Origin of the sequence: Candidatus Seongchinamella marina (assembly GCF_026262685.1) — a bacterium.
GTDB lineage: Bacteria > Pseudomonadota > Gammaproteobacteria > Pseudomonadales > Halieaceae > Halioglobus > Halioglobus marinus.
In genome coordinates, this window is sequence record NZ_SHNP01000003.1 from 246,900 (window position 1) to 261,048 (window position 14,149).

At 54.7% G+C, this 14,149-nt stretch carries 14 protein-coding genes, 1 tRNA gene and 1 pseudogene; 7 read left to right on the forward strand and 9 right to left on the reverse strand.

What is annotated here, in order from left to right:
* Window positions 1-88: 88 nt before the first annotated feature.
* Complete coding sequence (locus EYC87_RS09545; protein WP_279252664.1) at window positions 89-1,585, reverse strand: FAD-dependent oxidoreductase; 1,497 nt, start codon at window positions 1,583-1,585, stop codon at window positions 89-91.
* 199 nt (window positions 1,586-1,784) lie between these two features.
* On the opposite strand from EYC87_RS09545, the gene rdgC reads away from it, so the two are divergent.
* Genes rdgC through selD form a run of 3 tightly spaced genes read left to right on the forward strand, consistent with a single transcriptional unit; the run spans window position 1,785 to window position 6,001 of the window.
* The gene (gene rdgC / locus EYC87_RS09550) at window positions 1,785-2,690 is read left to right on the forward strand and encodes a recombination-associated protein RdgC (RefSeq protein WP_279252665.1); all 906 of its coding nucleotides are present in this window, start codon (window positions 1,785-1,787) and stop codon (window positions 2,688-2,690) included.
* A gap of 6 nt (window positions 2,691-2,696) precedes the next feature.
* Window positions 2,697-3,785 carry a tRNA 2-selenouridine(34) synthase MnmH gene (mnmH, locus tag EYC87_RS09555; protein WP_279252666.1) on the forward strand — a complete coding sequence of 363 codons (1,089 nt, stop codon included), beginning with the start codon at window positions 2,697-2,699 and terminating at the stop codon, window positions 3,783-3,785.
* The gene (gene selD, locus EYC87_RS09560; RefSeq protein ID WP_279252667.1) at window positions 3,785-6,001 is read left to right on the forward strand and encodes a selenide, water dikinase SelD; all 2,217 of its coding nucleotides are present in this window, start codon (window positions 3,785-3,787) and stop codon (window positions 5,999-6,001) included. The genes mnmH and selD overlap by 1 nt, the downstream gene beginning before the upstream one ends.
* A 27-nt stretch (window positions 6,002-6,028) precedes the next feature.
* Here selD and EYC87_RS09565 read toward each other — a convergent pair whose 3' ends face one another.
* Genes EYC87_RS09565 through EYC87_RS09575 form a run of 3 tightly spaced genes read right to left on the reverse strand, consistent with a single transcriptional unit; the run spans window position 6,029 to window position 7,535 of the window.
* Complete coding sequence (locus EYC87_RS09565; protein ID WP_279252668.1) at window positions 6,029-6,520, reverse strand: GNAT family N-acetyltransferase; 492 nt, start codon at window positions 6,518-6,520, stop codon at window positions 6,029-6,031.
* 1 nt (window position 6,521) lies between these two features.
* Window positions 6,522-7,103 (reverse strand): DUF2238 domain-containing protein, encoded by a 582-nt coding sequence (locus tag EYC87_RS09570; RefSeq protein ID WP_279252669.1) that lies wholly within the window; start codon window positions 7,101-7,103, stop codon window positions 6,522-6,524.
* Between the two features lie 6 nt (window positions 7,104-7,109).
* Window positions 7,110-7,535 (reverse strand): potassium channel family protein, encoded by a 426-nt coding sequence (locus tag EYC87_RS09575; protein ID WP_279252670.1) that lies wholly within the window; start codon window positions 7,533-7,535, stop codon window positions 7,110-7,112.
* Window positions 7,536-7,801: 266 nt separating this feature from the next.
* Between EYC87_RS09575 and EYC87_RS09580 the strand changes: the two genes are divergently transcribed.
* Window positions 7,802-7,984, forward strand: a complete 183-nt coding sequence (locus tag EYC87_RS09580) for a hypothetical protein (protein ID WP_279252671.1) — start codon at window positions 7,802-7,804, stop codon at window positions 7,982-7,984.
* A gap of 140 nt (window positions 7,985-8,124) precedes the next feature.
* Here EYC87_RS09580 and EYC87_RS09585 read toward each other — a convergent pair.
* The 3 genes from EYC87_RS09585 to mutY all read right to left on the reverse strand — a co-directional run bounded on the left by EYC87_RS09585 (window position 8,125) and on the right by mutY (window position 9,618).
* Window positions 8,125-8,200, reverse strand: a tRNA-Phe gene (locus EYC87_RS09585).
* Between the two features lie 79 nt (window positions 8,201-8,279).
* Window positions 8,280-8,552, reverse strand: a complete 273-nt coding sequence (locus EYC87_RS09590; protein WP_007230005.1) for an oxidative damage protection protein — start codon at window positions 8,550-8,552, stop codon at window positions 8,280-8,282.
* A gap of 4 nt (window positions 8,553-8,556) precedes the next feature.
* Window positions 8,557-9,618 (reverse strand): A/G-specific adenine glycosylase, encoded by a 1,062-nt coding sequence (gene mutY / locus EYC87_RS09595; RefSeq protein ID WP_279252672.1) that lies wholly within the window; start codon window positions 9,616-9,618, stop codon window positions 8,557-8,559.
* A gap of 193 nt (window positions 9,619-9,811) precedes the next feature.
* On the opposite strand from mutY, the gene hisB reads away from it, so the two are divergent.
* The 3 genes from hisB (at window position 9,812) to hisF (ending at window position 11,903) form a co-directional block, all read left to right on the forward strand.
* Window positions 9,812-10,405: an imidazoleglycerol-phosphate dehydratase HisB gene (gene hisB, locus EYC87_RS09600; RefSeq protein WP_279252673.1), complete on the forward strand. Its 594-nt coding sequence runs from the start codon at window positions 9,812-9,814 to the stop codon at window positions 10,403-10,405.
* Window positions 10,406-10,414: 9 nt separating this feature from the next.
* On the forward strand, window positions 10,415-11,065 hold the full coding sequence (hisH, locus tag EYC87_RS09605) for an imidazole glycerol phosphate synthase subunit HisH (RefSeq protein ID WP_279252674.1): 651 nt from the start codon (window positions 10,415-10,417) through the stop codon (window positions 11,063-11,065).
* A gap of 64 nt (window positions 11,066-11,129) precedes the next feature.
* A complete protein-coding gene (hisF, locus tag EYC87_RS09610) occupies window positions 11,130-11,903 on the forward strand; it encodes an imidazole glycerol phosphate synthase subunit HisF (RefSeq protein WP_007229904.1) in 774 nt (257 codons plus the stop codon).
* A 75-nt stretch (window positions 11,904-11,978) separates the two neighbouring features.
* On the opposite strand, the pseudogene EYC87_RS09615 reads toward hisF, so the two are convergent.
* Window positions 11,979-12,776 (reverse strand): annotated as a pseudogene (locus EYC87_RS09615) (divergent polysaccharide deacetylase family protein); the annotation flags it as partial.
* Window positions 12,757-14,073, reverse strand: a complete 1,317-nt coding sequence (locus tag EYC87_RS09620) for a S41 family peptidase (protein WP_279252675.1) — start codon at window positions 14,071-14,073, stop codon at window positions 12,757-12,759. The gene EYC87_RS09620 and the pseudogene EYC87_RS09615, both read right to left, overlap by 20 nt.
* Window positions 14,074-14,149 lie beyond the last annotated feature (76 nt).

Below are 14,149 nucleotides of genomic sequence, written 5' to 3' on the forward strand. Positions count from 1 at the left end.
GGCCTCGAAGTGGCAGCTAAAGAACACGGGGTGCAATGCATCCCGTGTTCCATGGTAGGAGTGTGGTGGCGGGCTGACAAGCCCGCTGTTAAGCGGCTTTTGTGCTGCTTGCCGCCTGCTTGCCGGCCAGGCGACCTGAGAAGGTCGCATCACCGACTGACATGCCACTGGAATAACCCTCGGCACGGCGTACGATCCCGCAGGCGGTTCTGCCCGCAGCGTAAAGGCCGGGAATGATCTGTCGTTGTGGGTCAACCACCTGGCCGGTGGGCAATGTATCCAAGCCACCCAGGGTAAACCAGGGGACGAAACAGCCCCTGCCCGGGGTGATGTCCAGGGCGACTAGTGGTGCCTCCAACGGCTTAAGCCATTGAGAGGCCTTATGGTATTGGCTATCCTCACCAGTGACACAGTCCTCGTTGTAGAGGTCAATAGTCTGTTGCAGGCTACCTTTTCGCAGGCCCAATTCATCTTCGAGCTCAGTGACTGATTCTCCGGTGCCAGCGATGGACGCGCCGAGGAAGTTCATTTTTTCGTAGCTGCCATAATCGTCAACAGTGACGATAAAATACAGACGATCGCCTTGTTGCTGCAGCGCTGCATGACCGAGACGGGCGTGGTAGACGTCTTCATTAATAAAGCGTTGTGCCTTGTCGTTAATCGCGATGCCGAAGGTCATGCTGGCGGGCGGGTAGTAGGGGATGCTGATGAAGCCTTCATGCATGTTGATAGCAGCTCCGCCTACCGACATACCCATCTGGATGCCTGATCCGGTATCTCCGGGGTTGCCGATGGGCTCAGTGCCCTGGGTTAACATTGGTGCATATTTCTGCACCATTTCTTCGTTCATGTTGAACCCGCCAGCACACAGTATGACGCCCTGGCGGGCTCTTACATTAATCTCTTTTTGGTCCTTGCGAATAACCAGGCCAACGACAGCGCCCACATCGTCGATGATGAGTGTTAGCGCCCGGGTCTCGTACTCCACTGAAATATGGTCACGTTTGTCGACATTTGCGGTAACGATCTTCATGAACAACGGCCCACCGTTGTCGCCCTCCACATAAAGATTGTGGCCTCTGGGGCAGGGCTTTGCGTGCTCCACAAAAGGATAGGCCTTCTCGCTGCCCGTGTAGAGCAGGCAATCATCGGTCAGGCACATAATGGCCCGTTCTTCGTGAAAGCTATCCTTGAAGGGCACACCCAGGTCTACCAGCCAATCGAAATGTGCTGCACTGTTCTCACAATAGTTGCGAATTTTGACTTCATCGGCCTGGGGGCCGGCGGACATCATCATGTAGGTGAACATGTCCTCGGTGCTGTCATCGAAGCCACAGGCCTGTTGTACTCGAGTGCCACCACTGCCGCCCATATAGATTTCTGCGCTGGACATGGCGGTAGAGCCGCCACTGGCGCTGGCCAGCTCAAAAATGATTACCTCTGACCCGGCATCAGCCGCCTCGATGGCTGCGCAACCGCCTGCGCCTCCAAAGCCGACGATGGCTACGTCGGTTTCCATGTCCCACTGGGCGACATCGCGGCTGTGACGGGGTTGTGACGGGTTGGTCTTGCTTTGCTCGGTCATAACTTTATCTGGCAGTGGCCATGGGGCCTCAGCATCCACTTCGCTATATCGGACCGTCGATTAAACCGGCTCCCCGGCAGGCTGACAACTGTCACTGGGGCCATCGGGGACAACATTTTGTACACGGGACTGCTTTTTCTTCCGAAATGCGCGCTGGCCTGGGTTACAATCTTTGGCTTTTGTCAGAGTTGTACAAAATATGTGGTTCAAAAATACCCGAGCGTTTCGCCTAAGCACCCCTTTTGCTCTTTCTCCCGAGGCTCTGGGAGAAAAGCTAGAACAGCGCGCCTTTGAGCCCTGTGCGAAGTCACAGGCATTGTCTATTGGCTGGGTCGCCCCGCTGGGGGACGGTTCAGAAGCTTTGGCACACGGAGCGGGCGGCCGGTTGTTGATTAAGCTCAAGCGCGAAGAAAAATTACTGCCTTCGACCGTCGTGCGCGAACAGCTGGAAGAGAAGGTGGCTGTTATCGAATCTGCGCAGGCGAGAAAGGTTTACCGTAAGGAGCGCCTGACCCTCAAGGATGAGATCGTGCAGGATTGCCTGCCCCGCGCCTTTAGCCGCTCCTCAGCGGTTTATGCGTATATCGATACGCGCACCAACTGGGTGTTTGTTGATGCCGCCAGCGCGGCCAGGGCCGAGGAGTTACTAAATTTGCTCCGTGAGTGTATCGGTACGTTCCCGGTGATACTGCCGCAGGTTAACAATGCACCTTCCGCTACCATGACTGGGTGGCTGGCTCATCACAACCTGCCCGATGATTTTGCGCTTGGTGAGGAATGTGAACTGCGTGAGTTGGGAGAAGAAGGCGGCGTGGTGCGCTGCCGCGGCGTTGATTTGTTGAGTGAAGAAGTGGAGACTCATCTCAATGCGGGTAAGCAGGTGGCTCGCCTGGCCTTGTCCTGGGATGAACGGGTAAAGCTGGTTCTGGCCGAGGATCTTTGCTTGCGTCGCCTCAAGTTTAGTGAGGAGTTGATGAAAGAGAACGAGGAAATTCCTGAGGCGGATAATGCCGCTCGTCTGGATGCTGACTTTGCTTTGATGTCCGATGCAGTTTCTGAACTGCAAGATCGTGTGATTGCCATCTTTGGCGGCGAGGCCGAATAAAAGCCTATGGTGCGCCCGGATACTGAAGATTATCGCGCGCTGTTTCTTGCGGATGCGCCGATGATGGATCTGCGGGCCCCAATCGAATTTGAAAAAGGCGCATTTTCCTGCGCGACAAGCCTCCCCCTGATGACCGACGATGAGCGTGCGCAGGTGGGAACTTGCTACAAGCAACAGGGACAAGACGCAGCCATAGCGCTGGGCCATAGCCTCGTAAGCGGGGAGTTAAAAGACCGGCGATTGCATGCCTGGTCTGAATTTGCACGCAGCCATTCCCAGGGCTATGTTTACTGCTTCCGAGGGGGGTTGCGATCGCAAACCGTCCAGCGCTGGCTGCAGGAGGCAGGTATTGAGTACCCGCTGGTTCGCGGCGGTTACAAGGCCATGCGCCGTTTCCTGATTGATGAGCTTGAGCGGTCTGCAGCTTCAGCTGACTTCGTGCTTATTGGCGGCAAAACCGGAACCGGCAAAACACGGGTTATTTGGGACTTACCACGCAGTGCTGACCTTGAAGGACTGGCGAATCATCGCGGCTCCAGCTTCGGTCAATTACCTCAACCACAGCCAAGTCAGATTGATTTTGAAAATGCGCTGTCGATTGTTCTTCTGAAACTACTCGATCAGTCTGGCGAACGTATTTTTTTGGAAGATGAAGGCAAACTGATCGGCCGTCTCTGCGTGCCGGATGTGTTGCAGGCGAAAATGGCGAACGCGCCCATGGTCTTGCTGGAGCAGAGCCTTGATGAACGCATTGATGTGGTGATCGAAGATTACATTGTCGATCTTGGAGGGCGCTATCAGCAGTTATACGGCGAACAGGGAGCGCAGCTGCACGCCGAGAAACTGCAGGCCGACTTGTTAAAGATTCGAAAGCGCCTTGGTGGTGAGCTTCACCTGCAAATGAGCGAGGTGATGGCTGATGCGTTCGATCAACAGCATGCCCAGGGTCAGCTGGAAGGTCATCGACAGTGGATCGGTTTTTTATTGCAGGAATATTACGACCCTATGTACGAGTACCAGTTTGAACAGCGCGCCGGTGAGCTGCTGTTTCGGGGTGATCGCAAGGCAGTGTTGGCCTGGGCGAACAGTCGCTAATGCAAGCGCAGCCGGAACTGATGCAAGACCTGGTCCTGGTTGGCGGCGGTCACACCCATGCGCTGGTGCTGCGGATGTTAGCCATGGATCCAATAGCGGGTTTGCGAATTACCCTGATTTCACCTGCCAGTCATACGCCGTACTCTGGCATGCTCCCTGGCCTGGTTGCAGGCCACTACGGCTTCGAGCAAACCCATATTGATCTCACCCGCTTGTGCCAGTGGGCGGGTGTGCGTTTTATAGAATCCGAAGTGACGGCACTGGATCCCCAAAAGAAGCGGTTAAGCCTCGCCGGTCGGCCTGGCATCGAGTATGACCTGGTGAGCCTGGATATTGGCTCACAGCCAGAGCTGGATTCGGTACCAGGTGCCCGTGAACATTCGATATCCGTCAAACCTGTTTCAGGACTGTGGCAGCGCTGGCACCAGCTGAGCCCCATCCTCGCTGGGCAGGATGAGCCTAAAAGTATTGGTGTGGTCGGTGGTGGTGCCGGCAGTGTGGAACTGGTCCTGGCAATGGCCCACGCCCTTGCCGGCCGCACTGTGAATATAACGCTGTTTTGCGGCGCTACCGAGGTGTTGTCGGGCTACAACCGCGGTGCAAGGTCTGCGGTGATGTCAGCCTTGCAGCGTCACGGTATCAAGCTGCTTGTTAATAGCAGGGTGAGCGCGGTGAATAACCGTTCGCTCGCCATCGCTGACGGTTCCAGTCATCTTTTTGATGAGCTGTTCTGGTGTACTGGCGCGTCTGCAAGCCCGTGGGTGGCAGCCAGTGGTCTTGGCTGTGATGATCGTGGATTTTTGCAGATCACTGATACTTTGCAGTCTGTCGATGATGAATGTGTCTTTGGTGTCGGCGATATTGCCACTCAGGTCAATCACCCGCGGCCCAAGGCAGGGGTTTATGCAGTGCGACAAGGGCCGGTGTTGGCACACAATTTACGCGCAAAGCTGCTGGGCAAGAAGCTTAAGCAACATCGACCACAGCAGCGCTTCCTGTCGCTGGTTTCATTGGGCGACCGGCGGGCTGTGGCCGACCGGGGGCCACTTTCTGCAACCGGACACTGGGTTTGGCGCTGGAAAGATCGCATCGACAGGGAGTTTATGGGCCGTTTTGAGGATCTTCCTCACATGCCAGAAAGTGGCAATGGAGATGTCATCCCGGGCGCCTTTGATGCGACAGCGAAACCTCACTGCGGCGGCTGCGGTGCCAAAATAGGAGCCACAGGCTTGTCTGCAGCACTGTTGCAGTTGGCAACGGACTATCCCGGCCTCTCATTGCCGCCAGGGGAAGGGGACGATGCTTCCCCAATTCCAGGCGCAGGGAATCAGCCTCTTATCCAGAGCCTTGACGTCTTGCGACAGATTACAGCAGACCCCTGGCTAATGGGACGCATAGCCGCTAACCATGCACTTAGCGATCTTTATGCCTGTGGAGCGCGTCCTGTGTCTGCATTGGCTGCCCTCACCTTGCCATTCGCCAGAGGCAGTCTTCTGCAGCGCGAACTGGAGCAAATTCTCGCCGGTGCCCTGCATGAATTCTCGCAAGTCGAATGTGTTTTGACCGGCGGTCATAGTATGCAGGGTCCAGAATTGCAGATCGGCTTTGCAGTTAACGGCAGGGCTATGCAAGCGTCAGTCGGATTCATGGACAAACGGGGCGCCGCGCCAGGCAACGTCCTGATCCTTACTAAGCCGCTGGGTACGGGTGTCCTGTTTGCGGCACATATGCAGCAACTGGCCGATGGTCGTGATATTTCTGCGGCACTAGAGATGATGCTGCAAAGCAACGCCGCAGCTGCTGGTCTGGCCCTTGCGCAAGGCGCGACGGCCTGTACCGATGTGACCGGTTTTGGTTTAGCGGGGCACCTGCTGGAGATGCTTACAGATGGCCAGCAAGCGACGCTTCATCTGGGTTCATTGCCACAACTTCCTGGTGTTGCCGAGCATTTGGCCGCAGGCGTGCGCAGCACGATGCACCAGGCCAATGCAGCATCTGCGCTGGTATCGATGGATGCCGGTTTACTTTCGGGAGTCTCCGGCGCTGAAGTTTTGTTTGACCCGCAAACCAGTGGAGGTCTGCTTATCGCAGTGGAGGCTACTGCAGCAACAACGCTGCTGGAAGCATTGTTCGACGCAGGATGCGAGCAAGCCGCAGTGATTGGCGAAATTTCTCAGCGACCTGCGGGGGCATCGGTAGCTGTGGTTATCAGTTAGCTGCTGGACTCCGGCTGACGATGTTTATCACCTCACCTCGTCCGCTACGAATTTATCGAGTGCATCTCCCTGTAGTCGGTAACCGACCCATTCGCTCATTGGAACAGCACCACAAGCTTCGTAGAACTTGATCGAAGGTTCGTTCCAGTCCAGTACGTTCCACTCGAATCGACCACAACCCTCGTCAACGGCCAGTTTCGCAAGGTGTCGAAGCAGTGCTTTACCGGCACCGTGCCCGCGAGAGTCCGGTGAGACATACAAGTCCTCCAGAAAGATCCCATACTTTCCCAGCCAGGTAGAAAAGTTGTAAAAATAAATGGCGAAGCCAACCGCTTCCCCGTCCATCTCACAGATCAGCGGATAGGCCCGCGCGTTATCGCCGAACAAAGCCTCGCGAAGCATGACCTCGTCGGTAGTAACTTCATCCAGGGCCTTTTCATAAATGGCCAGTTCACGGATAAAATGAAAGATCAGGTCGACGTCAGCAGACGTGCCTTTACGGATATGAATAGTCGCCATGTCAAAGTCGCTTTAGTTGTTTGTCGTGTATGCGTCCGAGGGTCACGAGAGCCGCTATAGCGCCAAACAGCGCCATCGCCATGTCAGTCTGAGTATCCCACTGGTAGCCTTGGGTGCCAAGAAAGGCTTCTGCCGAACTGCCCATTATTACCGCGGCAAGCCATTCTAGTAATTCGTAGAACGCAGAAAAAGCCAGGCAAAAGCACACAATAATAAAATTGCGCCAGAGCGCACTGGCTATTACACGTTTGCGGATCAGTAGTTCCCTGGCAATCACTGCAGGAACGAAACCCTGAGTGAAATGCCCGAGTTTGTCGTAGTTATTGCGTTCAGCGCCAAACAGGCCGTCAAATAGTGGGACCTCGGCGTACGTGTAGTGACCTCCGACCATCAGGATTAAACAGTGAATGAGGATGAGGCCATAGAGCAGAGGTGTTAAGGGAAAGGTATGACGGGTTCCCGCTAGTACTAATAAACCAATGATTGCCGGCGCAACTTCGAGCGCCCAGGTGATCGGCTCTTTTGGGTTTATAGCAGACCAGGCGAGCGTAATCAGAAATGCAGCCAGCCAGAGAAAGCGCATGCGGAATTAGTCCCGGTCCCAGTAACGGGTCATTTCAAGATACAAAAAGGAAGCGCTCCAGGTAATCAGTACCAGCCCAGTCAAAGACTCCAATCCCGTCAGATAGCGAAGGTCACCAATAGGCTCGATGTCACCCATGCCAAGGGTGGTATAGGTGGTGAAGGAAAAATAGACGCAGTCCATTAGGCTACCTTCAAAATTCCCGCGAAACTCGCCCCATCCGGGCCTGTGGTGCATCCAGTAATACGAGAGGGCGAAAATCCATACTTCAGCGGCGTGCGCGCTTAGCGCGGCGAATACGCCCAGAACAATCCTGAACCGGTGGCGGATTTTGAGTTGCGGCATGATGATCGTGAAACGGTATAAAAACTCGTAGTGAATCACGACGACGAGTGCAATAACGATCATATTGACGATGAAAACTGTGAGCAACCCGCTGGACTCCGCGCTGTAAATTGACGGTTAAGTTACCACGGTTTGCGCCGGCATGCAGTGCGTCAGCACCACCGTCAAAAAGGTGGTGTGAGGCGTGGCACAGGGGAGCAAGGCGAGACCAGGTGCAGCTAATTTCACGTTTTTGTGCGCCTTTGGCGCACAGGGTCATCAGCTTGGCGTAGGCAGCACTCTCCAGAGGACCTGCGCATTGGCACTATGTGTCCATACTAACCTGAGGCGACCAAGCCACGAGGGGAACAAAGATGAAAACTAAGAAATTGATACAGGTACTGGCACTTTCGGTCCTCATTGGCAGTACCGGTGCCTGGGCTGCTCAGGGTGAAAGTAATGACTTTATGCAAAAAGTCAGGGCTGACGAAGCTTATGAGTTAGATGAGAGGAAGTTGGAAGCGTCCGTCAACGGATATTACATAGCGCTTTCCTGATTGCACAGATCGTGGGTTTCGCTGGAAGTCCGGCTGCCAACAATTAATCAGTCGGCTTGCGGTAAATAGAAAGTCGGACTCTCACCGCATGGCCCCGCAGGGCTATATGTATGGTATTGCAGAGGAGTCTTGATGAAAGATGGTGCCCAGAGACAGAATCGAACTGCCGACACGGGGATTTTCAATCCCCTGCTCTACCGACTGAGCTATCTGGGCGTAATCGGGGTTCGCGAGAGGCGCGTATTAAACCCGTATGACTTGCTCGAGTCAAGCGTGTTTGGCCGATGCAAGTGCTTCATTCAGAGGGTGCTACGTAGCCTTCAGCCTGGTCGTAATCTTCACCCGCAAGAAACTTGTCCATTTCCTGTTGCAGGTACTTCCTGGCATCAGGATCTGCCAGCGACAGGTGCTTCTCATTGATTAACATCGTCTGGTGGGCCTGCCAAGCCTGCCAAGCCTTCTTGGAAACATGATCAAAAATATCCTGGCCTTTAGGCCCTGGATAGGGAGCTGCATCCAGCCCTTCCAGTTCTTCCTGATACTTTTTGCAAAATACGGTGCGGGCCATGTTGTTACTCCTGTGCCTCGTTATGACTGGCTAGTTGCTGTAGTAGCCCCACTACTGGGGCCGCTAAACCAATTTGTGGCGGTTGGCGCACGTTATACCAGAGCTGCCGGTTGGCTTCCATAACTTGCTCTGACTGAAAATCCAGTTGAATCAATAGGGGTTCGATATCCAGGTGGTAATGGCTGAAGGTGTGTCGAAAGATCGGCCAGGGTTCAACGTAAGCAGGGGGACGACCCGTGCGGTCGATGCACCAGTCGGTCTCGTTCACATCATGGGCCTCAGGAAAGCACCAAAGCCCGCCCCATATGCCGGGGGCAGAGCGTTTTTCCAACCAGAGATCCCCCATGCTGTCGCGCAGCATCAGGAAGCGCGTAGACTTTATCGGAGTTATTTTTTTTGGCTTTTTACCCGGGTAGTTTAGTTGCTTAGCGTCGCAGCGAGCGCTGCAATCCTCAAAGAGTGGGCACCTGTCGCACTGCGGCGACGAGCGAGTGCATACGGTGGCTCCAAGGTCCATCATTGCCTGGGTAAAGTCGGCACTGCGTGTATAAGGCGTATACTGTTCGGCGATCTCCCACAGCCTGTTATGCACCGCTGTCTTGCCGGGCCAGCCGTCTACCGAACGATAGCGCGCCAGCACGCGCTTGACGTTGCCATCCAGTATCGCGGCGCGCTTGCCATAAGAGATACTGACAATCGCCCCTGCTGTGGACCTGCCAACACCTGCTAACTGACAAAGTTCATCCACCTCTTCTGGAAATTGCCCATTCAACTCCTGGCAAACGTACTTGGCCGCTTTGTGTAAGTTTCGGGCTCTGGCGTAGTAACCCAGCCCTGTCCACAAATGCAGCACCTGGTCCTCGTCCGCTTGGGCAAGCCTGTCAATGGTTGGAAACGCAGCCATGAAACGAGCGAAATACGGAATTACAGTTTTGACCTGGGTCTGCTGCAGCATGATTTCCGAGACCCAAACCCGGTAGGGCGTGGTGTCGCGCTGCCAGGGAAGGTCGTGACGGCCATGCTGGTCGAACCAGCCTAGTACACGCTTGGAAAAATCTGTAGCCATGGTTGGGCAATGCTTCCTTTGTAGGGCTGGATTGGCTTCTTTGCCCCAAGGCGATTCAAAGCGGTTAGAATATATTGGCTCAGAGGGTACTTTGAGGACGGTATTATCGCCAGTGAATTCAGGGGTCTATTCCCTTATAATGGCCGCCGTCTTTGGGGGCAGGCCCCGAACATCGACTCATTTGGAGTGCAAAATGGCTGAGCGCAAGGCCACAGTTGAACGCAACACGCTGGAAACCCAGATCACTGCTACCGTTAATCTGGACGGCAGCGGTTCGGCACACTTTGAAACAGGGATACCTTTCCTGGAGCATATGCTGGACCAGATTGCGCGTCACGGCCTGATTGATCTTGATATCCACGCCAAGGGCGATTTGCATATCGACGATCACCACACCGTGGAAGATATCGGCATTACCTTGGGTCAGGCGTTTACTCAAGCGGCGGGAGACAAGAAAGGCATTATGCGCTATGGCCATGCCTACTGCCCGTTGGACGAGGCGTTATCGAGGGTAGTGATCGATTTTTCAGGCCGGCCTGGGTTGATCTTCAATGTAGACTTTAGCCGTTCAATGGTGGGTGGCTTCGATGTCGATCTGTTCATGGAATTCTTCCAGGGCTTTGTCAATCATGCACAAGTGACGTTGCATGTTGATAATCTACGCGGTGACAACACTCACCACCAGGTTGAAACCGTATTCAAAGCTTTTGGGCGCGCGATGCGTATGGCGCTGTCGCAAGACCCTCGCATGGCAGGCGTCACCCCATCCACCAAAGGTGTGCTCTAGGATTAGACGATGAGTGGTGTAGTCGCCGTTATTGATTACGGCATGGGCAACTTGCACTCGGTGGCCAGTGCTCTGGAGCATGTGGGTGCGGAGCAGGTGTTGGTGACACACGATGCTGAACTGATTCGCCAGGCAGATCGCGTGGTATTCCCCGGCGTAGGTGCTATGCGCGATTGTATGGCCGAGATTCGTCGCCTCAAGTGCGATCAGCTCCTGGCCGATGCGTTGCTTGAGCAACAAAAACCGGTACTGGCTATTTGTGTCGGTATGCAAGCGCTAATGACGCGCTCTGAAGAAAATGCCGGCGTAGATTGCCTGGACTTGATTCCCGGGAACGTGCGTTATTTTGGCAGTTCGCTTAACAGTGAGGAAGGTGAGCGCCTGAAGGTGCCTCACATGGGTTGGAACGAGGTCCACCAGACGCGCGATCATCCTTTGTGGCAAGGTATTGAAGACCGAACCCGATTTTATTTTGTGCACAGTTATTACGTGGATGCAGCGCAGCGCGACCTGGTTGCTGGAGCACTGGATTACGGTGTGCACGTCGATGCGGCCCTGGCCAGGGACAATTTGTTCGCGGTGCAGTTTCACCCGGAAAAAAGCCACACCGCTGGGCTGCAACTGTTGAAAAACTTCCTGCAATGGAATGGCCAATGCTGACAGCTTTCGATATCAACTTCATAGACAGGCAGTGTGTGCGCCTGCGCCCTGAGTTAGCCTGACCATGGGTTTGGCCAAACGTATTATTCCCTGCCTTGACGTGGAGAACGGTCGGGTCGTCAAGGGTGTGAATTTTGTCGATATTCGCGATGCGGGTGACCCGGTAGAAATTGCTATTCGGTATAACGAGCAGGGCGCGGACGAAATCACGTTCCTGGACATTACGGCCAGCCATGAGGGCCGAGAGACCACGGTGCATACGGTGGAGCAGATAGCCGAGAATGTATTTATTCCGCTGACAGTAGGCGGCGGCATTCGCACCGTAGAAGATATTCGTACCATGCTAAATGCTGGCGCTGACAAGGTGAGTATCAATACTGCCGCGATTCACAATCCGGAGCTGGTTCGAGAGGCAGCCGAACGTTTTGGCTCTCAATGTATTGTGGTGGCGATTGATGCCAAGCGGGTGGAGGATGTTGGCGGTGAGCCGCGCTATGAAATTTTCACTCACGGTGGTCGTAAGCCCACTGGCATTGATGCTGTTGCCTGGGCTGAAAAAATGGCGAGCCTCGGGGCTGGCGAAATACTGCTCACCAGCATGGATCGGGACGGTACGAAAAATGGCTTTGAGCTGGGTGTCACCCGCGCCATCACTGATGCCGTGAACATTCCGGTCATTGCATCAGGGGGCGTTGGCAACCTGGACCACCTGGTTGAGGGCGTCACTATCGGGGGTGCCGATGCGGTGCTTGCTGCCAGTATTTTCCATTTCGGTGAGTACACTGTTCCCCAGGCCAAAGCCTACATGGCCGAGCGGGATATTGAAGTTCGGCTCTGAGGTTTGATTGTAATCGTCTTCTGCCGGGACTGCTTGTGCGGGGATATCCCGCTGTTTTTGCAGTACTTCCGAAATTAGTGCCAGCTCAATGCCCCGGCATTTCAAAGACGGCAATTGCTTCGCCAATACACTGGCAGTTTGAGGATAGGGATGACCTATTCCCACAGCCAGGCCCTCTTGTTCTGCCCGCTTCACTAAATGATTGAATTGGCTGGTGATAGCCACTTCGGAAATTTCGTTATCCAGGAAAATAGATCGGGATAGATGAGGCACGTTGTAGTTGCCCGCTGTTTTGGCTGCCACCGTTCTGGCATTGGTGCGTGAATCAACGAAATAAAGGCCACGTCGAATCAGCGCCTGCATCACCCAGCCCATTTGCAGTGGAAGGGTGGTGAGCTCGCTGCCCATATGATTATTGATGCCTCGCACATGGGGGATTGCATCAATGCTTTCGGTGAGGGTGCGATCAAATTCCTCGCGACTCAGTGAAGGAGTTAATCCGCCGGGGCCCATCAGGGTCCCGCCCGAATTGCTCATAGGTACGTGAAGCATGATTTCCTTACCTGCCGCGAAGCCCGCCTGCGCCAGTTCTTTGGCGTGGGGTGTATGCGGCAATATGGCCAGGTTTATTTTTCCCGGAAGTGCCACCATGGACAGGCCAGTGCGGCGACCGTGACCCAGGTCATCGATAATAAGTACCAGTGTGCCGCGGGGTGAGGACGGAGCGAGCTCCGGAGGCGGTGACCGTAGGCAGGAATCGGTCCAGTGTTCCTTAGCCAGGACGGCAGGTGAACTCGTGAGTAAGATCAGCCAGGCCAGTAGGCCCAGAATTAAAAAGACGTGGCGACCCCCATCAGGATTCGCCTCTTGCATCTTGCTCGATGTTGGCAGTTTTGTCGTCACGCAATCCCAATATATTAATGCCCTTGAGTAAGGTCAACGCCTCATACAGCTGGTTGTCCCTGCTGAGCAATCTGCTGGCGGGCTTCTTGCTTTTGCTTTGGTCTTCGCCATTGGCGTTATTAAGGTGACCGGTCAGGTCTGCCTCCGTCACTCGACGAGAGTTATCGTAGGCCGTGACCTTCGCCCGTTCCACTTCGATATCCGGCTCAATGCCTTCCGCCTGAATTGAGCGGCCGTTGGGTGTGAAGTACAAGGCAGTGGTGAGTTTTACCGCCCTGGAGTCAGAAATCGGCAATACCGTTTGAACAGAGCCCTTGCCAAAACTGCGGGTACCCATGATCACAGCACGACCATGGTCCTGCAGAGCGCCGGCAACAATCTCCGAGGCGCTCGCTGAGCCTGAATTGATTAGCACAACGATGGGAATTCCGGCGGTGGCGTCCTCCGGCTGGGCGTTGAACTCCATGTCTGAATTTGGCAGCCTGCCCTCTGTGTAAACTACCTTGCCGCCATCCATAAACAAACCCGCAACATCAACGCTGGCGCGCAAGACTCCGCCGGGATTGTTACGCAGGTCCAGCACCAGGCCCTTCAGTTTTTGCTTGTTCATCAATTTTTCCAGGGCGCCTGTTACATCCTTGCCGGTCGCACTCTGGAACTGGGCGATACGGATATAGCCGTAGCCGGGTTCGAGCCAGCGTTGGCGCACGCTGGCGACTTTAATGACATCACGTAAAAGTGTGACCTCAAAAGGTTGGCTCTCACCTGACCTGCCTACGGTCAGTTTTATCTCGCTGCCGGCCGGGCCGCGCATACTGTCGATAGCGTCACTTAGGCTCATGCCTTTGACAGGCACTGTACCCAGTTTGAGAATCACGTCACCGCTTTGGAGACCGGCTTCGGCCGCTGGGGAGCCGTCAATAGGAGAGATGATCTTGACGTAGCCATCTTCCATGCCGACCTCCAGACCCAAGCCAGTAAATTCTCCACTGGTGGCTTCCTGCAAACCTTCGAACGCTTCCTTGGTCATGTAGACCGAGTGCGGATCCAGACCCATCAGCATGCCTTGAATGGCATATTCCAGCAGGGTGCTATCGTCTATGTCTTCGACGTAGCCGATACGTATCTGGTTATAGACGTCAGCAAAAGTGCGCAGCTCGTCCAAGGGTAATTGCCCCTGTTCCTCAATAGCGGCCGAGGCCCCAAAAGAAAGACAGGTTGCTGTAACGAGGCTGAGCAGTCGCTGGTGAATGGTTGAGCAAGACATGGGTACCGCCGTTGGCCTGGGCCAGTATTCAGTGAACAAAAAGTAAGTGTAACCTAAAGCCCGCTGCGCTGGCCAA